The sequence below is a fragment of the Bacillus sp. es.034 genome (assembly GCF_002563655.1).
Classification (GTDB): Bacteria; Bacillota; Bacilli; order Bacillales; family Bacillaceae_B; genus Rossellomorea.
The window spans coordinates 4381053-4405419 of record NZ_PDIY01000001.1; the positions used below are offsets into that span (position 1 = coordinate 4381053).

At 43.8% G+C, this 24367-nt stretch carries 26 protein-coding genes and 2 riboswitches; of the genes, 5 read left to right on the forward strand and 21 right to left on the reverse strand.

Annotated features, from left to right (window positions below; genetic code table 11):
- Positions 1–57: 57 nt before the first annotated feature.
- Positions 58–240, forward strand: coding sequence for a CsbD family protein (locus ATG71_RS22470; protein WP_098441580.1), 183 nt, complete (start codon positions 58–60; stop codon positions 238–240).
- A gap of 45 nt (positions 241–285) precedes the next feature.
- On the opposite strand, the gene add is transcribed toward ATG71_RS22470, so the two are convergent.
- The 3 genes from add to ATG71_RS22485 all read right to left on the reverse strand — a co-directional run bounded on the left by add (position 286) and on the right by ATG71_RS22485 (position 3820).
- Complete coding sequence (gene add, locus ATG71_RS22475) at positions 286–1302, reverse strand: adenosine deaminase (protein ID WP_098441581.1); 1017 nt, start codon at positions 1300–1302, stop codon at positions 286–288.
- 52 nt (positions 1303–1354) lie between these two features.
- A riboswitch (purine riboswitch) is annotated at positions 1355–1454 on the reverse strand.
- 366 nt (positions 1455–1820) lie between these two features.
- The gene (locus ATG71_RS22480) at positions 1821–2951 is read right to left on the reverse strand and encodes an IS91 family transposase (protein WP_098438931.1); all 1131 of its coding nucleotides are present in this window, start codon (positions 2949–2951) and stop codon (positions 1821–1823) included.
- Positions 2948–3820 (reverse strand): tyrosine-type recombinase/integrase, encoded by an 873-nt coding sequence (locus ATG71_RS22485; RefSeq protein WP_286162935.1) that lies wholly within the window; start codon positions 3818–3820, stop codon positions 2948–2950. The genes ATG71_RS22480 and ATG71_RS22485 overlap by 4 nt, the downstream gene beginning before the upstream one ends.
- A gap of 500 nt (positions 3821–4320) precedes the next feature.
- On the opposite strand from ATG71_RS22485, the gene ATG71_RS22490 reads away from it, so the two are divergent.
- The gene (locus tag ATG71_RS22490) at positions 4321–5145 is read left to right on the forward strand and encodes an STAS domain-containing protein (RefSeq protein ID WP_098441582.1); all 825 of its coding nucleotides are present in this window, start codon (positions 4321–4323) and stop codon (positions 5143–5145) included.
- A gap of 61 nt (positions 5146–5206) precedes the next feature.
- Here the strand turns inward: ATG71_RS22490 and ATG71_RS22495 are convergent, their stop codons facing one another.
- The gene (locus tag ATG71_RS22495; RefSeq protein ID WP_098441583.1) at positions 5207–5659 is read right to left on the reverse strand and encodes a GNAT family N-acetyltransferase; all 453 of its coding nucleotides are present in this window, start codon (positions 5657–5659) and stop codon (positions 5207–5209) included.
- A gap of 264 nt (positions 5660–5923) precedes the next feature.
- On the opposite strand from ATG71_RS22495, the gene ATG71_RS22500 reads away from it, so the two are divergent.
- Positions 5924–6934, forward strand: a complete 1011-nt coding sequence (locus tag ATG71_RS22500; RefSeq protein WP_098441584.1) for a DUF3231 family protein — start codon at positions 5924–5926, stop codon at positions 6932–6934.
- Between the two features lie 9 nt (positions 6935–6943).
- Positions 6944–7411 (forward strand): hypothetical protein, encoded by a 468-nt coding sequence (locus tag ATG71_RS22505; protein WP_098441585.1) that lies wholly within the window; start codon positions 6944–6946, stop codon positions 7409–7411.
- A gap of 31 nt (positions 7412–7442) precedes the next feature.
- On the opposite strand, the gene ATG71_RS22510 is transcribed toward ATG71_RS22505, so the two are convergent.
- The 10 genes from ATG71_RS22510 to ATG71_RS22555 all read right to left on the reverse strand — a co-directional run bounded on the left by ATG71_RS22510 (position 7443) and on the right by ATG71_RS22555 (position 15372).
- Positions 7443–8150, reverse strand: a complete 708-nt coding sequence (locus tag ATG71_RS22510) for a polysaccharide deacetylase family protein (RefSeq protein ID WP_098441586.1) — start codon at positions 8148–8150, stop codon at positions 7443–7445.
- A 214-nt stretch (positions 8151–8364) separates the two neighbouring features.
- The gene (locus tag ATG71_RS22515) at positions 8365–8640 is read right to left on the reverse strand and encodes a cupin domain-containing protein (RefSeq protein ID WP_098441587.1); all 276 of its coding nucleotides are present in this window, start codon (positions 8638–8640) and stop codon (positions 8365–8367) included.
- Between the two features lie 36 nt (positions 8641–8676).
- Positions 8677–9966, reverse strand: a complete 1290-nt coding sequence (locus ATG71_RS22520; protein WP_179886616.1) for a TRAP transporter large permease — start codon at positions 9964–9966, stop codon at positions 8677–8679.
- Complete coding sequence (locus ATG71_RS22525) at positions 9963–10439, reverse strand: TRAP transporter small permease (RefSeq protein WP_098441588.1); 477 nt, start codon at positions 10437–10439, stop codon at positions 9963–9965. Before ATG71_RS22525 ends, ATG71_RS22520 begins: the two co-directional genes overlap by 4 nt.
- Before the next feature lie 69 nt (positions 10440–10508).
- Entirely contained in the window at positions 10509–11534 is a 1026-nt protein-coding gene (locus ATG71_RS22530; RefSeq protein WP_098441589.1) for a TRAP transporter substrate-binding protein, read from the reverse strand.
- Positions 11535–11556: 22 nt separating this feature from the next.
- Positions 11557–12258, reverse strand: a complete 702-nt coding sequence (locus ATG71_RS22535; protein ID WP_286163099.1) for a bifunctional 4-hydroxy-2-oxoglutarate aldolase/2-dehydro-3-deoxy-phosphogluconate aldolase — start codon at positions 12256–12258, stop codon at positions 11557–11559.
- Entirely contained in the window at positions 12221–12769 is a 549-nt protein-coding gene (hxlB, locus tag ATG71_RS22540; RefSeq protein WP_098441590.1) for a 6-phospho-3-hexuloisomerase, read from the reverse strand. Before hxlB ends, ATG71_RS22535 begins: the two co-directional genes overlap by 38 nt.
- Positions 12766–13389: a 3-hexulose-6-phosphate synthase gene (gene hxlA, locus ATG71_RS22545; RefSeq protein WP_098441591.1), complete on the reverse strand. Its 624-nt coding sequence runs from the start codon at positions 13387–13389 to the stop codon at positions 12766–12768. The genes hxlB and hxlA overlap by 4 nt, the downstream gene beginning before the upstream one ends.
- Positions 13390–13398: 9 nt before the next feature.
- Positions 13399–14352: a sugar kinase gene (locus ATG71_RS22550; protein WP_098441592.1), complete on the reverse strand. Its 954-nt coding sequence runs from the start codon at positions 14350–14352 to the stop codon at positions 13399–13401.
- 18 nt (positions 14353–14370) lie between these two features.
- Positions 14371–15372, reverse strand: a complete 1002-nt coding sequence (locus ATG71_RS22555; protein WP_098441593.1) for a LacI family DNA-binding transcriptional regulator — start codon at positions 15370–15372, stop codon at positions 14371–14373.
- A gap of 377 nt (positions 15373–15749) precedes the next feature.
- Here ATG71_RS22555 and ATG71_RS22560 point away from each other — a divergent pair, with 377 nt between their 5' ends.
- Positions 15750–16031 (forward strand): hypothetical protein, encoded by a 282-nt coding sequence (locus ATG71_RS22560; RefSeq protein ID WP_098441594.1) that lies wholly within the window; start codon positions 15750–15752, stop codon positions 16029–16031.
- Positions 16032–16412: 381 nt separating this feature from the next.
- Here ATG71_RS22560 and ATG71_RS22565 read toward each other — a convergent pair whose 3' ends face one another.
- The 7 genes from ATG71_RS22565 to ATG71_RS22595 form a co-directional block, all read right to left on the reverse strand.
- Positions 16413–16805 carry a hypothetical protein gene (locus ATG71_RS22565; protein WP_098441595.1) on the reverse strand — a complete coding sequence of 131 codons (393 nt, stop codon included), beginning with the start codon at positions 16803–16805 and terminating at the stop codon, positions 16413–16415.
- A gap of 18 nt (positions 16806–16823) precedes the next feature.
- Positions 16824–18806 carry a hypothetical protein gene (locus ATG71_RS22570; RefSeq protein WP_142953512.1) on the reverse strand — a complete coding sequence of 661 codons (1983 nt, stop codon included), beginning with the start codon at positions 18804–18806 and terminating at the stop codon, positions 16824–16826.
- Between the two features lie 62 nt (positions 18807–18868).
- A complete protein-coding gene (locus tag ATG71_RS22575) occupies positions 18869–19669 on the reverse strand; it encodes a bacteriochlorophyll 4-vinyl reductase (protein WP_098441597.1) in 801 nt (266 codons plus the stop codon).
- 75 nt (positions 19670–19744) lie between these two features.
- Complete coding sequence (locus tag ATG71_RS22580; protein WP_098441598.1) at positions 19745–20734, reverse strand: hypothetical protein; 990 nt, start codon at positions 20732–20734, stop codon at positions 19745–19747.
- Between the two features lie 68 nt (positions 20735–20802).
- Positions 20803–20886: riboswitch (cyclic di-GMP riboswitch) on the reverse strand.
- A gap of 227 nt (positions 20887–21113) precedes the next feature.
- Positions 21114–22220, reverse strand: coding sequence for a glycosyltransferase (locus ATG71_RS22585; RefSeq protein ID WP_098441599.1), 1107 nt, complete (start codon positions 22218–22220; stop codon positions 21114–21116).
- A gap of 33 nt (positions 22221–22253) precedes the next feature.
- On the reverse strand, positions 22254–23807 hold the full coding sequence (locus tag ATG71_RS22590) for a phytoene desaturase family protein (protein ID WP_098441600.1): 1554 nt from the start codon (positions 23805–23807) through the stop codon (positions 22254–22256).
- An 18-nt stretch (positions 23808–23825) separates the two neighbouring features.
- Entirely contained in the window at positions 23826–24320 is a 495-nt protein-coding gene (locus ATG71_RS22595) for a glycosyl-4,4'-diaponeurosporenoate acyltransferase CrtO family protein (RefSeq protein WP_098441601.1), read from the reverse strand.
- Between the last annotated feature and the right edge of the window lie 47 nt (positions 24321–24367).

Here is a 24367-nt window from a genome sequence, read left to right on the forward strand (position 1 = left end):
TATTCCAATGGGTTATTGAATAATAGGAAATAAAACAATAGAAATGAGGTAGTGAAAATGAGAGAAAATCATGATCAATCTAGTGGAAAGCAAAAGCAGGTAAAAGGAGATTTAAAGAAAGGCTTAGGCAAACTTACAAACGACGATTCTACAATTGCGGAAGGCGAACGTGATAAGGATAAAGGGAAGCTTCAAGAAAAGGTTGGAGATGTGAAGGAATCTTTTAAGAAGAATTGGTAACGGCAGGCAGGAAGCGCGGATCTTTTCTCGCGCTTCCTTTCTTTGTCAAAAGGAAGCAGCAGAACCGTCCCCATGCTTCCTCCTCAACTCTTCCTTCACCTCATCACTCACAAAAGCAGCCCCCACACTATTCATATAAATTTCCCGATAATCCTCTTCACTCATGGCAAATTCACCCCAGACCAGCTCACATTCCTTCGTCATCGTCGTATCCGATACTGTTCGGTTGTCGGTATTGATGGTGATTTTAATTCCGTCTCGGTGAAAATCGTAGAGCGGGTGATCGCTGAACTCTTTAACGGCTTTCGTTTGGACATTACTCGTCGGGCAGATTTCAAGGACAATTCCCTTATCCTTTACAACCTGATAGGCCTCGGGACAGTCTGTTATGTAGACGCCGTGTCCGATTCGTTCTGCCCCAAGCCATTCAACAGCCTCGAGCACATTTTTTCCGATCCCTGTTTCACCTGCGTGAATCGTGACTCTGTAGCCATATTCTCTCGCCAGTGTGATCGGTTCAATGAATTTCCCGCAGAATCCTTCCTCTTCGGACGCACATAAATCAATGGCAACGACTCCTTTCCCAAGGAAATCCTTCCCCTTTTCCACCACCTCAAAGGCACTTTCCGGAGACATCGTTCTCATACAGCACAAGATGATATTCCCTTTGATATCAAACTGTTCTTCTGCCTCTTTCATGCCCTCGATCACACTTCCAATGATTTCTTCTACGGATAGACCCTTTCGTGTGTGGAGCAACGGGGCGAACCGTACCTCCATATATTTCACATTTTCACCCGCTGCATCTTCATAGAGCTCAAAGGTGATTCTCTTTAAGTTTTCTTTCTTCTGCATCACGTCATTGGGGATCGAGAATTTCTCCAAGTATTCATCCAATGATTTGCAGTCCAATGGCGCGATGAGTTCCCCTCTCATCTCATTTCTATCAAATGAAGGAATATCGATGCCGTCCTTCTTTGCTAATTCAATGATCGTCTGGGGTCTAACACTCCCATCCAGATGGCAGTGTAGTTCAATTTTAGGCATTTTTGAATAATTCATGTTGGACCTCCTCAATTTTTCTATAAAAAAATCCTGATTACGAAGAAAATACACCGAACTGTACCTTCTTCGTAATCAGGATTTTCTGGTTCCTGGTAGAGACCTCCAAACCATATTATTGGAGTTATACGAATATGAAAATCGTATGTGGTTTTTTATAACGATAATAAAATTTCGGTGGAAAGTCAAGGGAAGCGGGGGAAGCAGGGGGACGGTTCTTAAAGGGGTCAATCGGAAGTTTTGCGCGCAAAAAGATCCAACTAGGGTAATAATCTAGTTGGATCTTTTCACTTTATATTTGTAATAAGAACGCACGCAAAATTTTTGATTGCCAGGAAGAAGGAAGTCGCGGTCCCCAGCTATGGAATTTCAATCGGCTGATCGGTAACGAAATCTTCCTGTTTTTTGATGTTTTTCCGGGGAAAGAGTAAACTAAATCCCTTCCGGGACTGTGAAGAGTATAGGTTCCCCCTCCCCACTTAAGAGGCTTTTCAAAGAAGATATTCGGTTGTTTACAATCATGGTATAGCCTCTGTTAAATGTGCTTTTTTACAGGAAGGACAGAGGGAAACATCCTTTTTGATAAGAATAGAAAGAATTTCAATCTTGCTTAATCCTTCAAATAATGGTTTATACGTAGGGCTCTTCGTTAGCTTTCGACAGAGTTTCAGCTTGGTCTTTTTATTCCGGTTAGCCAAGAGGCCATAGTGTCTAATCTTCACAAATCCCTTCGGTAGAATATGCATGAGAAAGCGACGGAGAAATTCTACACCCTTCAGGGTTACGGTCTTTTTTTGATTGTTACGTTTATAATCCTTCACTTGAATCGTGACCGATTGATCGTTGGCTGAGACAATACGATTATTAGAAATGGCAATTCGATGAGTGTAACGACCAAGGTACTCCATGACGGCGATAGGTCCTGAGAAGGTCCTTTTCATATAGCTATACCAATCTTTTTGGTAACACTCATCGATCAATGCTTGAAAAGACTTCGCATCTTGATACTTCTTGGACTCGTTAAAGAATCTCAATTGTTTCTGTTGATAGTATTGTTTCAGGTAATAGAGATACTTTCCCCGAAACTTTTTAGACAGTACCTTCACTGGAATAAAGAATTTCTCACTTGAACGGCGCCACTGATTTCGATCATTTAGTCCACCGGCCAATACAACGGTATGGATGTGAGGGTGATAATGAAGGTTTTGCCCCCAGGTGTGTAAAACAGAGAAAAACCCAATCTGTGCTCCCAAGTACTTTTTATCACCTGCCAGTTCGGTTAGCGTTTCGGCGACAGCTTTGTACATTAAATCATAAAGGAGTTTCTGATTATGGTAGATCAACATATGTAGCTGTTCCGGCATCGTAAACACGACATGAAAATAAGGGGCATCGAGAATATCTTTTTTTCGTTGATCGACCCAAATATCCTTATTTACTCCCTGGCATAGGGTACAATGCCGATTTCGGCAGGAATTATACCGTACTAAGGAATGACTACAGGACTCACATTCGTAAGAATGTCCACCCATGGCGGCGGTCCGGCAGTTCATCATGTTTGTGGCTGCCTTTGCTTGTTCCATAGAGAGTTTATATGTTTCTTTGTAAGTCGGATAGAAGGTATGAAACAGTTCTTGAACCGTACTCATCGTTGGTCTTTTCCCAGATTATCTAAAGGACTTTTAACGCCCATCAAACTTTTTGAGGTCATGTGTAAATAAGCAAGTGTCGTATTAAGGTTTTTATGACCAAGCATCTGTTGAATGTATACAGGGTCAACCCCATCTTCCAAAGAATGAGTCGAAAAACAGTGTCTTAACGTATGAGACGAAATAGTAGTGTCCAACTCTATCTTATCCCGCTGTTTAATGATGGTGTTTTTAATTGTTTTAATATGAATGTGTCCCGAGGAATTTTTACTACTAGGGAATAACCAATCGTCCGGTTTGAAGGGTCTCCCTTTGAAAGAAGCTTTGAAATACTCTCGAAGCACGATAAGTGCTGATTCTGATAGGATGGTATATCGGTTCGTATTATGCTTGGCATCGTCAACCCGGATACTCATGGATTTACTACATATATCCTTGATCTTCAGTTGGGCGACTTCGCTTACGCGAAGCCCACTACTATAGATTAAATAGAAAATGGCCTTATGCTTAATGTTTCGACAGGAGTTGATAAGTCTAAGGACATCTTCCCTAGGTGGAACGACAGGGAACTTTTTGATTCTTTTCATCCTGGGAAGTTTGTTTGGGTTCCATTCCTTTTCTAACACGTAAGTGTAGAAGAATTTAATCGAAGAAATGTAGTTGTTAATCGTCCCCGGGGTGAGTCCTTTCACTTGTTTCAGAAAAAGGATGTATTGTTGAATATCCTCTTCTGTTGTGTCAGAGATTTTTTTATTTTGCTTTTCCATAAACGAAACAAACGCCTTCATTCTCCGCCTATAGGACTCCCTCGAGGATTCCGGTGTTCCTTTAAGTTCGAAGTAAAGTTCAATTTTCTGCTGATAATCCACGTAAATAGCCTCCTAGAATAATAGATAAATGGACATTCATCTACTCTATGGAGGTGGGCGATTTCTGGTAATAAGAATAAGGGTATACAAATATGAGGAATTCGATGATATAATAGGCATATGAAAAAGTATTTTCTTTCTAAGGATTGTTTGGTTTGGCGATTAAACAATACCACAAAAGAACATACTTTTTCATTTTTTTTGCCTTTTTTTAGTTGGAAGGAATCTTTTAAGCCATCGCGATAGCGATTTCGTTCTTCTCACCCTACTTTTCAGATGAACCGAGGGGAAAAAGTAGAGGCGGATCCGTCCCCACTTAACGGTCAAAAATAAGTGGCAAATCAGCCACATTACTTCACGAATCCCTTTGCAATTCCTACAAACAGCCCTTCTCCCGCGTCTGCCCCTCTCCCCCATCCCATACGTTCCCTTCCTACTTTCACCTTCCACTATGTTAAAATATAGTTGGAAATCATAGTGAAAGGAGAGCTGTTACGCACATGATCGATCAAGGCAGACAAACCTATACGAAAGCAATCTGCGAAAAAGTATTGAGCCAGAAACAAGAGCTCATTGTACAAAAGGATAATTTACGGTCAAGCGAGTACCGAAACATAGAATCCAAGCTTCATAGCTGGCGTGAGGATATTATTGATATGTATGCAAAATCGATTGAGAGTGACCTGGACACGGCCTTCGAACAGTTGAAGGAGTGGGGGTCTGAAGCGGTCGATACACTCGTTAACTTCAATCTTCCTTTGGAAGTGGCCCTCGATGAAGTGAGGGATTATCGGAATTTAATCGGACAAATCATAAAAGAGGAAGCTTCAAAATTCGATATGTCATTTGATCAATTCTATGACCTGATCTCTGACTTTGATGCAGTGGTGGACAGGGCCGTACATTGGCTGACCATGTCGTATACAAGAAGATTTTATACATGGATCAACGCGGCAGAAGCGACAGCGCTCGAGTTATCCATCCCGGTCATCAAAATAACGAAACAAGTGGGAGTTCTCCCTTTAATCGGTGACATTGACACAGAAAGAGCACAGGAACTGATGGATAAAGCCCTTTCAAAAGGGAACGAATTAGCCCTGGAATACATGGTGATTGACCTATCCGGCGTTCCAATCATCGATACGATGGTAGCAGACCGCATCTTCAAGGTAGTGGATGCCCTATCCCTGATTGGAATCGAAACCATCCTATCCGGAATCAGACCCGAAATCGCCCAGACCATGACCAACCTTGGAATCGACTCTTCCAGGATCGCTGTAACCTCCAGCCTTCATATCGCTTTAGAAAATTTTTTAAAAGCATAGGTACGCTTATGGTCAACCTAAACAAGCCACGTGACCTGTTCCGTGGCTTGTTTAGCATGTTTTAACTCGTAGGTTTCTGCAAGATCATATCAATATGAGGAATCCCATCATCCAGATAGGTTTCCGTTATCGCCCTGAATCCAAATGACCCATAGAACTCCCGCAAATATTCCTGAGCCTGGATCTTCACCGGTTGCTCCCCCCACTCACCGTGAATGAAAGCCAATCCTCTTTCCACCAGCTCGCTTGCGAACCCCCTCCGACGATGTTCCTCCTTCACAAGGACTCTCCCGATGGACGGCTCTTTGTATGATACACCTGCCGGCAAAAGTCTGGCATAAGCAACCACCTCACCGTTTTCTTCCTTATATAGATGATGGGCGTGCACATCTTTCCCATCGACTTCCAGGTAGGCGCATTCCTGTTCCACGACAAAAACCTGGGTCCTTACTTGTAAAATTTCGTATAGCTCGTGGGTTGTTAGTTCATTAAAGCTCTTTACCTTCCAGCTCATGATATGGGACACCTCTGTTGTATTGTTTTGATCATTTGAGCGAGCCACCGGGACAGGCAGCTCGGCCCTTTTTTATAATTGTACCATGGAAGCATTGGGACGGATCTAGGATGGGACCTGGTCAGTCTTATAGAGGAGAATATATGGTTTTAGCTAGTTGTGAGAACCGTCTTCATGATTGAATACATTCGCTCCTCAGATTGTAATCATTAAACAAGATCCTTTGGGATAAACTATGCACGACCAATTACTGGAGGTATGTAAATGGAAATCAACAATCACCACACTAAGATCAGTGCATCAGAACTCGCAAATCTTTGGACACAATATGTGAATGATAGCTTAGCACACTGTATGTTTCGTCATTTCCATCATTATGTTCAAGACCCGGATATTACTCAGTTGCTCCAATATGCCTTTGAACTTACAGAAAGACATCTTCAAAAGGCTGGAGACTTCCTAACAACAGAAGGGTATCCCATACCAAAAGGATTTACAGATGAGGATGTTACCGTTGATGCCCCTCCTTTATTTACAGATACCTATGTCATTGTATATTTACATATCATGGCTATTCACGGACTAACTAGATATGCTGGCGCATTAGGAAATGTCATTCGGGAAGATCAGAGGGAATATTTTATCGGGGTTATAAAGGAAACGTTGGAATTGTATGATAGGTCTACTAAAGTTCTTACACATAAAGGGATTATTGGCAAACCACCTACTTTTAACAATCACCAAAAAGTTGAGTTTATAAAGAAACAAAACTTCCTGACTGGTTGGTTAGGAAAACGCAGACCGATAAGTGCAGTAGAAATAAGCGGTACCTATCTGAATTTGCAGAAAACAATGGTGAAGACTGTCCTTGAATTAGGCTTCAGTCAAGTGGCTAAATCGAAAGAAGTCAGGAATTACATGGAACGGTCCAGGCAGCTATGTAATGACCACTACAAAGTATTATCTTCTATGTTAACGGAAGATAATTTACATGTTCCCCAGACATTTGAGACGGAGGTGACTGATTCAACAACTCCTCCTTTTTCTGATAAACTGATGTTGTTTCATGTCACGGCATTACTCTCTTCTGCCATTGGGTATTACGGTGAGGCAATGTCTGTAAGCCAAAGAAGGGACCTGGCGGCGAGTTACGCTAAAATGATTGCAGAAATTGGACTGTTAGCTGAAGACGGCATGAATCTCCTAATAGAAAAAGAGTGGATGGAACAGCCCCCTCTGGCAACAGATCATAGTGACTTGGCGAAAAACAAATGATGGATAGAGATGAAAAAAAAAGATAAAATCATTGAGAGTATATTATGGAGTATAGCCCTGCCTGGATTTTCACAATTATTAAATGGACGGCTTGTCAAAGGAATTCTCTTTATTGGATTGGAATTTGTGATTAACGTAATGGCCAACTTTAATGAAATCATCCGCTTGAGTTTCATTGGAAATATAGAGGATGCAGTATCACATACCAATTATCAGTGGCTTATGTTTTATCCCTGTTTATACTTCTTCGCGATGTGGGATGCCTTTAAAGACGCAGGTGGAGGAGAAAAACCTTACTCTTATCTTCCATTCGTCAGTTCCGCATTACTTGTAACAGTCGGAATAATGTACTCAGCACAAGCGAAAATCTTCGGAATACTATTGGGATCAGTATGGTTTCCCATGTTCTGCGTCATTCCTGGATTAATAATTGGATTTACTTTAAAAATACTATTAAACAAAGCAAAGATAGATTGAGCAGGAAGCATGGGGACGGTTCTCCTGCTTCCTAGTTACCCTTCAATTCCTGAAGCTCATTAACCGTGACAAATGTATATCCTTGTTCTGACAATGACTGAATGATTCCTTCAAGGGCTTTCATTTCCTCACCCGTTTCGTCATACATGGCATGTAGTAAAATAATGGAACCCGGTGCGATATTGTCGTTCACATATTCAATTTTATCATCAGCATCCGCATAAAACGTATCCGGTTCGATATTCCACATAATGGTGTCTCGATTATGCTTGGATAAATAATAAGGCAGGCCTACAATCTTTTTCCCGTTCGGCGGCCGAAAGTCAATTTCTCCTGTATAACCCGCTTCTCGAATGAGATCGTCCGTTTTTTCGATTTCTTCTTTAATGAACGAAGGTGATTTCAAAATCATTCGATGATGAGTATACGTATGATTTCCGATTTGATGCCCTTCTTCTACTAGTTTCTCCGCCTCTTCAGGATTCTCTTCCATTTCATTCCCGATCAGAAAGAAAGTCGCCTTGATATCATACTTCTTTAACAATGCGGTGATGTCATCCACATTCTCAGTTGGGCCGTCATCAAACGTTAAAGCAACCACTTTTTGATCGGTTTCCACTTTTTCTGTCAGCCCTCCGAATAATTGAAACGTTCTTGCATTCATCAATTTAAACGTGCCGAATAATAAGAAGAAAATGATTAAAATGGCCGTGAGAATAAATAGGATTTTCTTTTTCATCCGTTGTCGATTCCCCTTTTTAATTTTGTTACTGCAGTTTCAAACTCGCCTCTTTTAGTGTAAGTGAATTTCTTCGTAATCTCTATATTATATTTTAGGAAAGCATGGGGGCGGTTCTCATGCTTCTTTTTTGAGCAAAGCGAGCAGCAGAACCGTCATAAAAACAAAAAAAGCCTCACTCCCAAACTTGGAGTGAAGCTCAACTACCTTATCCCTACAGCAAGTCCTTCCGAATCGGCGAGAACATATCCAGAATCACACATTCCTCGAGTACCTTCACCCGATGCTGGATGCTCGATGGGATATACTGCGTATCCCCTTGATTCAGGATTCTTTTTTCTCCATCGACCTCGAATTCCACTTGCCCTTTTTCAATGAAACTTAATTGTTCTTCCGGATGCTGGTCGATATCGCCGACGAATCCTTCCGCCAGTTCCACCTTTACGAGCATCATGGAGCCTTCACTGCTTAACACTTCTCTTTTCACCATTGCGATCCACTCTCCTTTTTATATCTAAGCAGCTCATCAGAATAAGCTTGGGTTAATTAATTTCGGAAGATAAAATGCCACTTCCGGTAAAAATGCGACGAACAATAAGACGACGAGGACAATCAATATATATGGCATGACAGCTGAGAAGGATTTCTCGATGCTGAGTTTGCCTATTTTCGCTGCCAGCAACAGACATAACCCGTAAGGAGGGGTGACGAGTCCGATTGCGAGCGTCATGACCACGATCAGTCCTAAATGCACCGGCTCCATTCCGAATAGATTGGCCGTCGGCAGGATGACCGGTACGAATAGGATCATGGCCGGAATCGCGTCCATGAACGTACCGACGAACAGGAAGAATGCAATGATGATCAAGATGAAGACCCATTCTGTCCCAACGTTGTTCACGAAGAATTCCTGTGCTTTTACCGATAATTGATAATAGCTCATCAACTCACCCAGTGCACTTGCAGCCGCAAGGGCAAACAGTGACAGCGAGCTTAGTGCCAGTGTATCTTTGATGATTTTTGGAAGGTCCGATAGTTTCAATGTTTTATAGAAAAACATACAGATTAGTAACGTGTATAAGCACGCAACGGCTGCGGCTTCCGTCGGGGTGAAGAACCCTGAGATGATTCCCCCGATAATGATGATCGGCGTGACCAGAGCAGGCACCGTTTCATACACCAGTTTGAAGAATTCACTGAATGTCGCCCGTTTCGATCTTGGATATCCCTTTTTCAACGCCATGATATAAATGAAGAGCATCATACCAAGCCCGATTAGGACACCGGGAACGATTCCACCAAGGAACAACGCTCCAACAGAAGCATTCGTCAAGCCGGCGAAGATGATCATCGGGATACTCGGCGGGATGATGACGCCGATCGTGGAGGAAGCTGCCGTCACACCGACTGCCGTTTCGGTATCGTATCCCTGCTTTTTCATGTTCGGGATCAGGATTTTCCCGACACCGGCTGTATCAGCCTGTGCTGCTCCCGACACTCCTGCAAAAATCATCGAGACCAGGATGTTCGCATGAGCAAGGCCACCCCTGATATGACCGACCATCGTCAACGACAGATCGATCAGCTTTTGTGAAATCTTTCCGTGGTTCATCAGGTTGGCAGCCAGGATGAATAACGGCACTGCCAGCAGGACGAACGAGTCTATCCCGTTCAGCATCTTCATCGGAACCGTTACTTCCGGAATATAAGGAACCGTGAAAATACCAAGAAGGGCAATGATGCCGATGACAAAGGCAATCGGTACGCCGATCAGCATCAAAATGAGAAATAAACCAACCAATCCTATACCAATCATGCCTGTGCCCCCCTTCCTTTAAGCGCTTTGATATTGGTGACTAAATGACTTCCGGAGTAGATCATCATGGTCGCCCCCATGATGGGGATGGAAATCCATACATATCCCATCTTCAATTCAGGGATCGAGGTCCAATTGTAGTTCCAGAAGTTCTGTACGGTTTCAACCCCATAGTAGAAAAGAGCAAATGAGAACAATAAAATAACCGCATCAATCACAATCAGTAATGACACTTTCGACTTCCCTTGAAGCTTCCCGATAAGGAAGTCAAAGCTGAAATGTTCCCTTTTGCTCACCATGACGGATGCCCCCATAAAGACCGACCAAATGAACGAATAGTTGGCCACCTCTTCTGTCCAAATGACAGATATACCAAGATGTCTGGTGACGATTTGAACCATGATGGCTGCAAAAAAGATAAGTAAGAATATAGCACCGATGGTCATCTGAATTTTTTCAAGAGCCTTAATCATTATGATCGTCTTCCCCCTTTCACAAGTAAAGGGAAGAACAGATCAGCTCTTCCCTTTTAACGAGCGTGTTTACTTAAGCTTTTTAATTTTTTCAAGCAGGTCTTCTGCTCCCATATCTTTAGCTGCTTTCTCTTGAAGAGGCTCTGCCAGTTTGATAAATGGTTCACGGTCGATTTCGTTTACTTTCGCGCCTTCATCGATGGCTTTCTGTTTGTACTCCTCTTCCTGTGCATAAACGGCTTCCCTTTCCGCTTTCACAGATGCCTTTGCTGCTTCAATGATGATATCCTGCTGTTCTTTTGAATAGGAATCAAATTTTTTCCCGTTCACTAATAAGAAACGTGTGGTGTAATCATGTGCTGTCTCTGTGATATATTTCCCGTTATCCGTTTTGTGATGGTTCTGCTGTACAAAGTATGGATACGAGTTTTCAGATGAATCGACGACATTTTGCTGAAGCGCCTGATATAATTCTCCCCACGCGATCGATGTCGGGATGGCACCGACTTTCTTCCAATAGTCCGCCACTACACCTGAAGTCTGTGTTCTGAACGTCATTCCCTTAATGTCTTCCATCTTTTCAAGTGGCTTTTTCCCGTAGTAATGTCTGACACCTGCAGACCAGTACCCGATCAGTTTGAAATCATTGTTTGATTTTTCGTTGATCAGTTTAGCCATTTTTTCCCCGACTTCTCCGTCAACCGTCTTTTCCCAGTGATTGTAGCTGTCGAAAAGGTAAGGCAGTGCCAATAGGTCAATTTCCTTGATTCCTGTCTGCGTCATGAAACCAGGTGATACGAGTACAACATCCGCTCCCCCAAGCTTCAGCTTTTCAACAAGCTCCGATTCTTCCGTTCCAATTGTTCCTGCGTGTACTTCCACTTCGATATCCCCGTCTGATTTGCTTTCAGCGACTTCCTTGAATTTCAAAAGTCCCGTTTGATATGGATTGTCCGGTGATGTCTGGTTATGAGCTGCTACGATCTTGATTTTCTTCCCTGCTTCTCCCCCTGATGCTTCGTCGCTTCCGCATCCAGCTAGAATACCGGAAACAGTCAACAATAATACAAATGAAAGTAAGAAAAATTTCTTCATCCCTAGTTCCCCCTTATTATGATTAAATGGTTTGAACGCCCTTTACCCTCTGAACGATTTGCGAGTATTCACGTGCTTTCTGTGTCAAGCGCTGAAAGTCTTCTTCGCGATGCAATTGCTTTGTATTTACTAAGTTGCCCCCGAGACCGACAGCCAACGCCCCTGCTTCCAAATATTCTTCAAGATTATCCATATTGATCCCCCCGGTCACCATTAGTGGGATCGACGGGAAAGGACCGTGAATGCTCTTCACATAGCCTGATCCGAATGTGTTGGCCGGAAAGACCTTGATCATGTCTGCCCCTAGCTCAAATGCCGTCAGGATTTCCGTCGGTGTCAGGGCTCCCGGTATACTCGGGATCCCGTAGCGCTTTGTCATCTTCACCGTCTCCGCATTGAAGGATGGAGACACGATGAATTCACTCCCTGCCATGATTGCGGCCCGTGCCGTTTCCGGATCAAGGACGGTGCCTGCACCAGTCAGGACTCTGCCGTCCATTTCTTCTCTTACCATTTCAATCAATCTTGTAAATTTCGGTGTTTCTGCTGTAATCTCGAGCACTTTCACTCCGCCCTCATACAGTGCTTCTGCGATCTGCAGAATCGTTTGAGGACTGGCTTCCCGGATGACGGCCACAAGGACTTCTTCTTTGATAAAATCTATTGGGTTCACTTCATCACCGCCTTTACTCAATATTGGCATGCCGTTTGGCCATGGTTTCATTCGTGTCCCCATCATCCAGTGTCCCGATGATGACCGCGTCGAGGACAAGATGGACCGACTGATCGAACTGATTTCCGAGAGGCTGGATCGTTTCCGGTTCATCTTCTCTCCGGAACTTTGTCGCAGCGGGGATGCACAGGATCCCGTCACTGATCCCTGCAAGCTTTGATTCCCGGTTTGTCGTTACGAGGAACACTCTCGCCCCAATATCTTTCGCTTTCGATGCAAATTGAACTATTGCTCCTGTTGAACCCGAACCTGTAATAGCGATGAGCAGGTCCCCTTTGTCCATACTCGGTGTAATGGTTTCACCAATGACGTAGACCGGAAAGCCTCCGTGCATCAAACGCATGGCAAATGCTTTCCCCATCAACCCGGAACGGCCTTCACCATATACGAAGATCCGCTTGGCTTTTTTCAACTGCTCTGAAAGATGGATCGCTTCTTCTTCATTCACCTTTGATAAAACTTCTGAGATTTCACCGGCTACCGTCGTGATGATTGATTTCATTTTTTGATCAGTCCCTTCATCGCCCTAGCAGCCTCTGCCGGATCGGCTGCCTTTGTGATTGCGCTGCCAATTATGACCGTATCAGGGTTATTTTCAACAATGCCTGGCAGCGTCTCTAATGTGATCCCCCCGGCAACGGCCGTCTCGAGTCCGCTGATTCCTTGTATCAAATCAAACAGGCTGCCGGTACTTTCACCCGTTTCCTGCATGTCTTTTCCGATGTGCAGGCTGACAAGGGAAACACCAAGTTCCTGTAATTCCCGGACTCTCTTATTCTCGGTAACTCCCAGAAGGTCGATCATCACTCTTTTTCCTCGTGACTCAGCCACTTCGAGAGTATCGGTGATCGTCTTGTCGGCAGAGAACGCCATGACAGTAGTGATATCCGCCCCTGCCTCAAGAGCCTGAATCGTCTCATGTTTACCAGCGTCGCATGTTTTCATATCTGCGACAATGATTTTATCAGGATACTTCTCGCGGATGTCACGGACAATCGCCATCCCGTACTCCTTAATCACCCCGGTTCCTACCTCGATCCAATCCACGTTAGGACCCGTCTTCTCCAAAATCTGAAAGCATTCTTTCCTGGTCAGGCGGTCAAGCGCCACTTGTATATTCATGTCAGCCCCCTATCTTTCCACTCGTTCTTTTTCACCCAATTGGACAAGGACATCTTCTAAATATGGGAGCCCTTCATTATCACCGGTCACACTGACAACCATTGATCCGATGATATTCGCAAAATGAAGCGCTTTCTTCAAAGGCCAGTTCTGAAGGATCCCATAAATGAATCCTGCATCGAATCCATCACCGGCACCTACCGTATCCACCACTTTTTTTGCCTTTACAGCCGGGGCTTCAACATATTCACCGTCCACATATCCAACCGAACCTTCCTCACCTTTCTTAATGGCCAGATGCGTGATGCCGAATTGCTTACAATGCTCGATGATTTCACTGGTGTCTGATGTTCCGAAAAGCAGCTCCGCTTCCTCGATTCCAGTCAGAAGGATGTCGACATATGGGAGGAAGCTTCTCAGCACGTCCCTCGCTTCATCCTCACTCCACAGTTTCAGTCGGATATTCGGGTCGCAAGAAACCATCACTCCATGCTTCTTAGCCTCGATGATCGCATGGCGGATGAGCTCGATATTCTTCGTCTTATCCACTGCCGGGAATACCCCGGTAATATGGAGGATCTTCGTGTTTTTCAAGAATTCTTCGTTCAGGGTATCCTTTGTCAACACCGTTGTAGGAGAACGGTCTCTATAGTAGAAGGTCCGTGAGCTCCCATCCCCCATGATTTCCTTGAAGTTCAGGGAAGTTGGATATCCATCAGCCAGTTCCACTTCGGAAACATCCACCCCTTCACCGCGGACGGTGTTGAAGATATGCCTTCCGAATTCATCATTCCCAAGGCGGCTGATCCAACCCGTCTTTAATCCAAGCCTTGCACAGCCAATTGCAAAGTTCAGTTCAGCTCCCCCGACTTTCCTTTCAAAAGAAGAAACGAACCGCATCGGACCGGTCGATGACGGATCAAGAGTGATCATCGCATCGCCTATCGTCACTACATCATTCATGGGTAACACCCTTTCTGTCTAACAAGATTCTCGTATGATTAACTTTGGATCAAATCGGAACACCAATCCCTCCTCCTGATCCTCTTTTTTCTGAATTTTATTTAATAAATATTCCGCCGCTTTCTTCCCGATTTCAAAGGTGGGCTGAGACACGATCGTCAATCCCGGCTCATAAAAACCGGCAAACGACACATCGTCGATTCCAATGATCGCCAAGTCTTCAGGAATCTTCACATGATGTTCTTTTACATATTTCAAGATTTCAATGAGAGTTAAATCATTTCCCGCAAGGATTGCTTTCGGGGGATCGTCGAGGGATAGAAGTTCGTGAACCCCTTCTCTGATCCTGCTCACTTCGAGGCTCTTGATGTAGTCATCCCGGATGTCGAGACCATTGGAGTTCATCGTGTTCTTATAGCCGTTGATCCTCTCCATCCTCGGGGTGACATTCCGGATCACATTCGTGATGATGCCAATCTTCGTGTACCCCCTGTCGATGAAATGCTGGATTCCCATCCCTGATGCTTTCTCGTTATCAAGAAGCATCGATGGAATCGGTACATCAGGCACCGTCCGGTCAACAAACACGATTGGATAGCCTTCCTCCAACATCTCATTGTACAAGGCTGCGTTATCCCCCGTCGGCAGCAGGATGATGCCATCCACCTGCTTGGCACGAAGCATTTCAATATATTTCCGCTCCTTGTCAGGATCATCATCTGCATTACAGACAATCGTGTGAAACTCTGCTTCCTGGCAGGTGTCTTCAATCGCTCGGATCACCTGGGTCGAGAACGTATGTAGAATATTCGCCACAATTACTCCGATCGTCGTCGTCGACTTCTGCTTAAGGCTTCTGGCAACTATATTCGGTCGATATCCAAGTTCTTTGATGGATTCTTCTATTCGATTCTTCGTTTCTTCCCTCATATAATCAAAGCGATTATTTAAGTACTGGGAAACGGTACTCTTAGATACATTCGCGTGCTGAGCAACATCAGCAATCGTTACTTTTTTCATTCCATAGTCTCCAACTTTCATTTCCTAAACCGTTTTACTAAACCGGTTTACTAAATCGATTTATTGAAATTATATGATAATTGAAAGCGCTTTACAATACCTTTTTTAAAACTGTTTAGTTTTTTTATTTTGGGAAGCATGGGGACGGTTCTCCTGCTTCCTTTTTAAGCCAAGGGAAAACAGTAGATTCCCGCTATCATACTTCAAAATAACAGCTACAAAAAAAGCCCCACTCCAAAACATGGAGTGAGGCTCTTAGATGGTAAACATGAGTATCTGGAATAATGTACCTATCCCCTACACATCCCCGTTCACACAAAATCAGAGTAGTATCATCCATCCATATCCACTATAATAGTAAAAAGGAGGTGAGAAAAATGGACAAGCAAATCGTGAACATGTTATCCGATATTCAACGGAACATTAAAGAATTAGACAGTAACATGAAGGAGTTCGACGGGAAACTCAAGGAGTTCGGAAATGATTTGAAAGAGGTAAAGGAAACAGTCAATAGAATTGAAATATCACAAACAGAAGATGTCATTGCTTTGTTAAAAGTAGGCAACCAACGTTCTGAAACAGATTTTCATTATCTGAACACCAGAATCACTGATATTGATAAACGGGTATTCACCCTTGAGAATCGGGCTGAAAGGTAATCGTCATTACTCTATACAACGTTATGATGTTATCTTATACCCCCTCTGCGTTCCCTCTCACCATGATCCATACTCCATTTCTTCGATTATTCTTTGGTTAAACCATTCCATCATAAATCCAAAAAGGTGTCTGACCTACTCGGGTCAGACACCTTTTTTTCACCACTCATTCAACCATCTGTTAATCCACTGCTGGAAAGCCATTGGGACAGATATCTCGGCCTACCTTCAAAATCGGACTTCAGCCCCTTCGTCACTCAACACCCCTCCAACAACTCCCGATAACTCACCAGCAAACAGTCCATCCCCTGTTCTTCGAGGGTTTACTGGGGATAGTCCTATCCGACTCAAGGGTAGAACGGGTATCGTCTCCATCTTAGCTTAAAATGGTATCCGAACCGCTTCCCCCTCCACCATATACACTAAAAAATGCTGAATGGTTAAAGTTTCACCTTGGTTCTCAAACTTCATTTCATATTGAGGTGTCAGTTGGTCGATTTGTTGTTTAAAGGCTTTGGCAATTTGGCGTGGGACAGTGATGTTCTTTTCGTTTTCATGAATGATCATATGGAATGAGCTGGTATCTGCGTCGTACATTCCTAACTTGATTCCTTCTGCATAAGGTTGATAATACCTATTCAAGAGGATTTGACGGTCTGCCGGACATTCTAATATAGGCTTAATGTTGTCAATTTTTTTGATAATGGTATCCAGGTCAGATTGTCTGGCGGAGATGGTCCGTTTCATTTCCTTCATCTGATTTGACATCGACATTTTTAATTCTTCTTTTAGTTAGGTAAGTCTGGATTGAATATATGCATTGCCCTCCACGTATGTTTCAAGTTCTATTGCCTTCCGTTTCAAGCGTTGGTTATATTCATCTGTGGTTTCAAATTCATCCTTTTCCCCCATCTCCCTTCTTGCAGCTTCTAGGAGGATGCCAGGGAGGACTGATTGTTTCAGCTTTACATACTCTTCGTCAAATGATTGTTCGAGCTGATGCTGGTCAATTTGAGTTTGTTTTATCTCCTCTTCTGTATTCCCTTTAGATGTTAGCAGTTCTTCATATTCCTTCTGGTAGTCCTTTGGATGAATGAGGTACTCCTCATATTCTCTATGATTGTTTTCAATAAGTTGCAACAAGTAGTCACGAATTTCTTGTCTGTATTCTTCAAGGGAATTACTCATAGAGGCTTCTAAGTTACTGGTGATTTCCATGACTCCAATGCTTCCCACATTTTTATTAATGGAGTCCACCCCTTTAATCAATAGGCCTCCCGCTTTACTCTTCTTTTCCTTACTATTAAACGTTTTCAACATTTTCTTTAATTCAGGATCCAATGCTTTCACTGCTTCTCCGGCGACTGGATGAGATAAATCCATGCACACTAAATTCATTGCCGTATGACCGATGATGTTCCTTTCGTCAGGTTGATAGGTATCTGCCAGGAGCCTGATCCCATCCAAATCTTTGGCGACAATAAAGTACATGAGTGCGTTCATGCCCCATCTATCTTTTACATTCTTTAGCTCGGGATGATCCGTGAAAAAGTTATACTTCTTTTCCTTCACCGCATCAAGAATCGTATCCATAAGCGTTTCCTTTGCTGATTCAAGATACTTGCGGAGAAGATCGGCCAAGTGGTAATCGGTTCGATCAAGAGCAACGATCTTTTCCTCTGCTTCAGTAAATTTGAGTAATCCGATCTGGGCACGGATCTCATGCTCTTTGTACTGTCCATCGGGGTTTATTTCATTTAACTCTCCAATGATGCTCATAGCGGAAGCGAAATCTTGCTGGTTCAGCTTTTCAGTAAGAACGGATTCCAGTGAACGAATGTACTCTTGTTCCAACGCTAGCACCCGACGAATCTCTTCTTCCAAAATCTCATCTTGCAAGACGTCAAGTTCTTTCTGCTGGGTTATCACTTGTAGTGCGTCCTTGAATTGATTTTCAGAAATGAGGCTTTCCTTTCTTTCATCCATGATCTCAAATTCAAAGTGAACTTTCTTCGTATCAATATCCTGTTCCAATTGGATGACATCTTCCTCTTTCCATACCTGCAACTCTTTTAAAAGGGAAAGATAGTGATAGCTTCGTTCAAAATCCTTAAGCTTCATTCCAATCATACATCCATAGTAATAAACCATCGCCGTTTTACCTGTATCATGAGAAGGAATCAATAACCGTTCCACTTCAGTCATAACGGTTTCGCCAAGAGTAATCGCTCCTTCTTCCTCATAAGCCCTCATATCTTCTAAAGCTTGATCCACTCTTGTTTCATATAACATTCTTAAAGTAGCATCCTCAGAAATAAGGTACTCTTTTAGCTTTGTTAAAAACGGAAGATACTCCCTCCTTTTTAAATCCAGGATCTTCCCGTCGTTCAAGTGTAACGCGTTTCGATGAAGATCCATCCCCGATGTCACCAGTTCTTCAAAATCAAAAGTCTGTGCCGAATCAAAACTATGTTTTAGACCAATCATATGTTTACCGACCATCATACCGTCTTTCCCTGACTTTAGTACGGTTGTGTCGTAAACGGCAAGAATTTCTTGTTCTTCTATGTTATATATACGGATGATAGTGGATAGCTTCTTCTCTGGAATGAATCCAATATGTAAGGAGGCTTCATTTAAAGAGTTTTCCGCTAACCCTTTAACAGCCTCTGCCATAACGGCATCCAGCCCCGCGCTGTTGAATGTTCTTGAAGGGGTAGAGAATAGATCAGGAGTGACTGTCTTTGACCGGTTACCAAATAATTTATTTAACAATTACTTCACCTGCTTTCATCATGATGCAATGATTGGACGTTACTCCGGACAATATTGTATTGTCAATTGACCTCTTCAAACTCAATATCAATGATTTCAGGAAACTCTTTTCGCAGTTCATTGAATTCTTCCTTCCCTTCTTCATCAGACATAACCAAGGTCTCTGATAGCGTTTCTGCCAGCCTTTTCCCCATCGGTCTCATGGTAGAATACGTGAGAGATCCGGAGACTACTCCTCCCACAATAGGGATAGCTTTCGACAGTCCCTTGGCAAAAGACTCTTTGGTGATCTTGACACCTATGAAAGCGGCAACTTTCTTTATAATTGGGTAGTACACAGTTTTCGTTAACGCCTTTTGTGGCAATTTCTTCACTAGCTGCTTTGAGAATTCAGAGGACAAGAACTTAATTGCAGAAGCGGATCCTCCAACCCCGAACATGACACCTAAGAATAGGATGAGAGTGTCCCGTGCTTTCTCTGTATCCAAATGTTCTTCCAACCATAAATCATGATGTCCGTACAAATAAGCCAACTCTTGGGAGAGTCTCATCGCAATCCCGTAGAATTGTATGATATCCCCGGGAATGGTCCCTGCCATGGCTATCCCCCCCGGTAACCCGGCTCCGAATGATAAGGACGAGCTGGTCAGCGTTCTTTTTTGAATGATGGATTTGGCCAAATTGTCAATTTCCTTCCTTTGCACCCCTGCACCATATGGCCCTCTCTCCATTATATCCATCAGCTCAGACGCACTTTTTCGTTTAGAAAACAAGTTTGTTAAAAAGTCTTCTCTTGAAACTTTCACCCCTGGCAGGCTTAGAGACTTATCCAATATCCATTCCAGTTTATTATCTACTATCATTTCGCACCCTCCGACATAGTTTATATTCCATTACCTGTGGAAATAGAGTTTCCCTGAACATACCCAACCTCGTTACTAAGACGATTGCTGGTGTTTCTTCAAGTCATGCAGTAATCGATCTACAGCAGCTTGTCCAGGTATGGACGCTTTGGTATTCTCAATAATACGGTCTTTCAACGTAACGTCTGCAGCAAATTCATCACTGATCATCTTCTCCGAAATATGCCCCTTGTAGGATAGATTGTTTGTGGGGTCTCCGTTTGGAGCGGTTCTCACATGCTCGGTTACGTGCACGTACTCACCAGAAGGCATTTTCTTATCAGGACCGTGATAGGAAAGATTATTGGTTGGGTCCCCGTCCGGTGCTGACCTCACATGTTCTTTCACGTGGACGTGGTTCTCACTGTAAACAACACTCGTCTGGGTCCCCGGGGTATCCATCTTGATGTCCGTATAAGCATCTCCGGAGATAGGCTTTGTCTCGACAGCTGTATCACCCATAAACAGATCTCCCCCAATATGCAGCTTAAGGAAAGGTAACACGAAAGCGATGATAATGACCGGAACACTCCCCATAATCCCCAATGCCCCATAACTGGAATAATGATGGTGATAAAGCCATCGCAGCAGCAACCGTAAACCAACAAATGCCATCACACTTACAATCGCTCCTTCCATCACCGTGCCAACTGAAAGGAAGGCATATGTACTTAAGTAGGTCGAACGTGCAATCAACGCTCCGGCGATCCCGTATAATACCATTCCAGAAAGAAAAGGTCTCCAATTCTTTATGACATACCCAATGCGCATCAAAAACAAGATGAGCATAACAATAAATATAACCGGGGCTAAAAACGGTAACACAATGGATATTCCACCTAAGATAAGCATCCAGAGCAACATGGACTTTAATAGTTTAAAAGAAGTAATTAGAAAGAATATCGCCAGTCCTATCCCAAATATGACGGGATGAACATAGCCTAAAAAAATGACCAGTGGAAATAAATAGATGGCTACGATATGATGTGTTGTCCCCATTTGTTCCTTAACCCAATCCTGATTCATGCTCGACCTCCTGAACTCCTAACCAACAAATAAAAAACGTCCTCAAAAAACAGGACGTCGTGCTCATATGCTGTAACTGGCTGGCAATCCTATAAGAATAAGCCCCTTTAGCTTTGCGTCCTACTCTTTCAAGTAGTTTGCCACCTATTAAATTAGTATTTTTTTCCTATACTCAAATATAATTCAATATAACTAAATTGTAAATTATTTCTTTTGTAAACAAGGAAAGCGTACCCCTGATTTCAAAAAAATAACCCCCTCTCACTATCTAAGAAAGGATTACTCATTACTTAAAGCAAAAGCTCTCAACTTAGTCTTATACCCAAGAAATCGCGGTAACAATTCATATGGTCCACCATTTCAGCTAGAACAGAATCCGTCACACCTTGATGTTCCGCCCCTTCCACCTCACAGAATGAAAAACATTCACCCGAACAAACGAATAAAGGAAAATCCCTGCAAAGAACAAAAAAAACAGCGGATAAAAAGGGAAATACCCCCATCTAAAATCCCCGACCCGGCGGGCAAACCATGCTGTTTGAACCGCATAGAGGATATACAATACCCCACTGACGATCATAGCGGCGGTTCTTCCCTCGATAATCGAAGAAATCAATGAAGACGCCGTGGTTAAACTCCCTGTAATCCAGAGGATGACCATCAACATGACGACGGGATGAGTGGACTTGGACCCAACGGCAAAGCTCTTGCACCAGCCTTCGATAAGACTCCCCGAGCCTTCCGGATACATGCGAAACGAAATGATCCCTCTCCCGCCAAGGCAGCGAACGGGAAGATGCTGATCAAGAAATGCCTCTCCCAGTGCCAGATCATCCATGATGGCCCCCTCGATTTTTTCATGCCCTCCGGATAAAAAGTAATCGTCTCGATTACATAGAATACATGGTCCGAACGAGCCGGCTGCCTTGAACCGGGATCCCCAGACGGTAAAGAGATTCATGCCTACTACGACGATGATGTTAAAGACCATCGAGAGGTGCTCATACACACGCTCCACGGTATGATAGGGCTGCAGTGCGAGGATCCCCCTGGCTCCTTTTCCCTGGTAGTAATGTAGAAGATTACGTAATCCATCGACACTCATGAATCGGGTATCGGCATCCAGGAACAGCAGCCAGCTCCCTTTGGCCTCCTTGGCCCCGCGCCAGCAGGCAGATGATTTTCCTGCCCCATTATTATGCAGGACCGTGACACCGTACCTTTCTGCGACAGCCACGGTACCATCCGAGGAATCGTCATCCACTAACAGGATTTCAAATCCCTTGAATCGCTGCTCTTGTAACGACTTCAATAGCGGAGTGATCCTGCCTTCTTCATTCCTGGCAGGGATAATGATGGAAACAAACGGCACCCCCGCTGTATTTTTGGAGGTGAATCTTGGGACCGGCAAGGACCAAAACACAATGATGCCAACGATAACCCCCAAGACTCCCAGGATGAGATTGATCACTTCTGAAGCTGTCATGTAACCTGCCTCCTTCCTCTACGGGTGACGTCCTTAATGTGACACTCCCCGTTCAGCCTGTATGTTAGCTGAATAGTCGTACAGTTGGCCTGTATCATCCTGGATCAGCTCCTGGGCAGTGATCCTCGCTGATAACAACACGATCGGGACACCGGCACCGGGATGTGTACTGCTTCCGGTAAAATACAGATTCTCGCAATGGCTCGCCTTGCTTTGGGGACGTTTGTGATTGCTTTGATCCAGTGTTGGCTGCAAGCCGAATGTGGCCCCGCGATAGGCATTGAATTTCGATTCGAAATCCAGTGGAGTCGTATACGTTTCGGTGACAATCTCATCCTCTATATTCTCGAAGCCTTGGATCTTCTTTAATTCATTTAAAATATAGCTTCGATAATACGAAATGGTTTCCTCGTCCCATGTATAATCGGCTGTCTCTATATTTGAAACAGGCATCAGAATGTACAGACCATCCTTCCCCTCAGGTGCAAGGGATGGATCCTTCTTTGAAGCGATGTACACATAAAAGGAGGCATTCGTTAATTTTTTTCCGTCAAAAATATCCTCCAGGTTCTGATTGAGCTTTTCGTTAAAAATGAACGTATGTACGTGATCGACGTCTTCATATTTCCGGTCCATCCCGAGATACATCAGAAAACAGGAACAGGAATAGTTCATGCTGTCGATCTTCTTATCCGTGAATTTGCCTTTAGAAGCCTTGTCCTTCACCAGGTGTTTCATGGCATAAGGGAAGTCGGCATTACAGACCACGTAGTCAGCAGGGATTTTCTTCCCGTCCACGATAATCCCGTCCGCCTTGCGGTTATGAATAGAGATTTCCTCTACAGCCTTGCCATAGTGAACGGTTCCTCCAAGTTCCTTGAAGAGCCTCTCCATGGCCAAGGCCATCGTATACATACCGCCTTTGATGAACCATACGCCATATAAAAATTGAATCATCGGGATCATCGTATAGAAAGATGGACTTTTAAGAGGGGAAATGCCGATGTACAGTGTTTGAAAGCTGATTAACTGCTTCAGCCGCTCATTCTTGATGAATCTCCCCATAAACGTGTCGGCCGTGTCGTATGGCTTCATTTGCAACACTTTCTTCAAGAGGGGGAAATTATAGAAATCAGATCGTTTGCGGAAAGGTCTTTGAAGAATATGATGCTTCGCAATGACAAACCGTTTGTAAATTTCATGCAGATATTGAAAAAAACCTTCCGTATCCTCTTCGCTGAGAGATTCGATGGTCTTCGTCATTTGGATAAGGTCTGTCGAGATATCAAAAGGCTGGTCGGGAATATCCGTGAAATAGGCACGGTAAATCGGATCCAATTTTTCCATTGGAATATAGTCATCCGGATCACGTCCGCATAATTCGAACAGTTCCCGATACAGTTCCGGCATCATGACGATGCTTGGCCCCAGGTCAAAAGTGTAGCCGTCCATTTTAATTTGATTCATTTTGCCCCCGGGGGTGGGTTCTTTTTCGAACAACTCCACCTCATACCCCGCGTGCTGAAGTCTGATGGCACTGGCAAGTCCCGCAACACCTGCCCCAACGACAATCACCTTCTTACTCATGTACATTCCCTCATTTCCTTACAATAGTCTTTCCTTGCCAAGTCCTGACGTGATGGCCGATATACGCCCCCGATTGTAGCGCTGAACCAGGATAATCGGAAGGTTGAACACCATGGCATACAGGATCATCACCCATCCTGCCCATACTGGATTCCATATGAAGAACAGCGGTGCAGGGAGAATGGAGAGCAAGTGGGTGAGTTCCGCGCGTTTCGTTTCTGCCGCAAAGACGAACAAGTCCTTCGCCTTCGTCCCATGCAACCCTTTTTTGCTGTATCCCTTTTTGAGAAAAATCGTGCCATCGAGAATAAGTCCCTTCCACGCCTTCACCCGGAATAAACGCTGCCACAACATTCCGGACTGTTCAAACGAGAACGTCCGAAACCAGAAATGGTCTTTCATAAACCATGCCAAAGGCAGTTTCAAGCAGACGGCCGAAATGGCGAGATGAAAGAACGTCCAGGCAAGTATATCGGTGATAATGATCCAATGGACAGGCAGTGATACGATCATGACATCACCCCTTGTTTTAAAAGGTACAATAGTGTTGCTACTATAAT

Coding starts and splice junctions, on each gene's coding strand:
- ATG71_RS22470 (WP_098441580.1), top strand. CDS start 58: ATGAGAGAAAATCATGATCAATCTAGTGGAAAGCAAAAGCAGGTAAAA.
- add (WP_098441581.1), bottom strand. CDS start 1,302: ATGAATTATTCAAAAATGCCTAAAATTGAACTACACTGCCATCTGGAT.
- ATG71_RS22480 (WP_098438931.1), bottom strand. CDS start 2,951: ATGAGTACGGTTCAAGAACTGTTTCATACCTTCTATCCGACTTACAAA.
- ATG71_RS22490 (WP_098441582.1), top strand. CDS start 4,321: ATGATCGATCAAGGCAGACAAACCTATACGAAAGCAATCTGCGAAAAA.
- ATG71_RS22495 (WP_098441583.1), bottom strand. CDS start 5,659: ATGAGCTGGAAGGTAAAGAGCTTTAATGAACTAACAACCCACGAGCTA.
- ATG71_RS22500 (WP_098441584.1), top strand. CDS start 5,924: ATGGAAATCAACAATCACCACACTAAGATCAGTGCATCAGAACTCGCA.
- ATG71_RS22505 (WP_098441585.1), top strand. CDS start 6,944: ATGAAAAAAAAAGATAAAATCATTGAGAGTATATTATGGAGTATAGCC.
- ATG71_RS22510 (WP_098441586.1), bottom strand. CDS start 8,150: ATGAAAAAGAAAATCCTATTTATTCTCACGGCCATTTTAATCATTTTC.
- ATG71_RS22515 (WP_098441587.1), bottom strand. CDS start 8,640: ATGGTGAAAAGAGAAGTGTTAAGCAGTGAAGGCTCCATGATGCTCGTA.
- ATG71_RS22520 (WP_179886616.1), bottom strand. CDS start 9,966: ATGATTGGTATAGGATTGGTTGGTTTATTTCTCATTTTGATGCTGATC.
- ATG71_RS22525 (WP_098441588.1), bottom strand. CDS start 10,439: ATGATTAAGGCTCTTGAAAAAATTCAGATGACCATCGGTGCTATATTC.
- ATG71_RS22530 (WP_098441589.1), bottom strand. CDS start 11,534: ATGAAGAAATTTTTCTTACTTTCATTTGTATTATTGTTGACTGTTTCC.
- ATG71_RS22535 (WP_286163099.1), bottom strand. CDS start 12,258: ATGAAACCATGGCCAAACGGCATGCCAATATTGAGTAAAGGCGGTGAT.
- hxlB (WP_098441590.1), bottom strand. CDS start 12,769: ATGAAATCAATCATCACGACGGTAGCCGGTGAAATCTCAGAAGTTTTA.
- hxlA (WP_098441591.1), bottom strand. CDS start 13,389: ATGAATATACAAGTGGCGCTTGACCGCCTGACCAGGAAAGAATGCTTT.
- ATG71_RS22550 (WP_098441592.1), bottom strand. CDS start 14,352: ATGAATGATGTAGTGACGATAGGCGATGCGATGATCACTCTTGATCCG.
- ATG71_RS22555 (WP_098441593.1), bottom strand. CDS start 15,372: ATGAAAAAAGTAACGATTGCTGATGTTGCTCAGCACGCGAATGTATCT.
- ATG71_RS22560 (WP_098441594.1), top strand. CDS start 15,750: ATGGACAAGCAAATCGTGAACATGTTATCCGATATTCAACGGAACATT.
- ATG71_RS22565 (WP_098441595.1), bottom strand. CDS start 16,805: ATGTCGATGTCAAATCAGATGAAGGAAATGAAACGGACCATCTCCGCC.
- ATG71_RS22575 (WP_098441597.1), bottom strand. CDS start 19,669: ATGATAGTAGATAATAAACTGGAATGGATATTGGATAAGTCTCTAAGC.
- ATG71_RS22580 (WP_098441598.1), bottom strand. CDS start 20,734: ATGAATCAGGATTGGGTTAAGGAACAAATGGGGACAACACATCATATC.
- ATG71_RS22585 (WP_098441599.1), bottom strand. CDS start 22,220: ATGACAGCTTCAGAAGTGATCAATCTCATCCTGGGAGTCTTGGGGGTT.
- ATG71_RS22590 (WP_098441600.1), bottom strand. CDS start 23,807: ATGAGTAAGAAGGTGATTGTCGTTGGGGCAGGTGTTGCGGGACTTGCC.
- ATG71_RS22595 (WP_098441601.1), bottom strand. CDS start 24,320: ATGATCGTATCACTGCCTGTCCATTGGATCATTATCACCGATATACTT.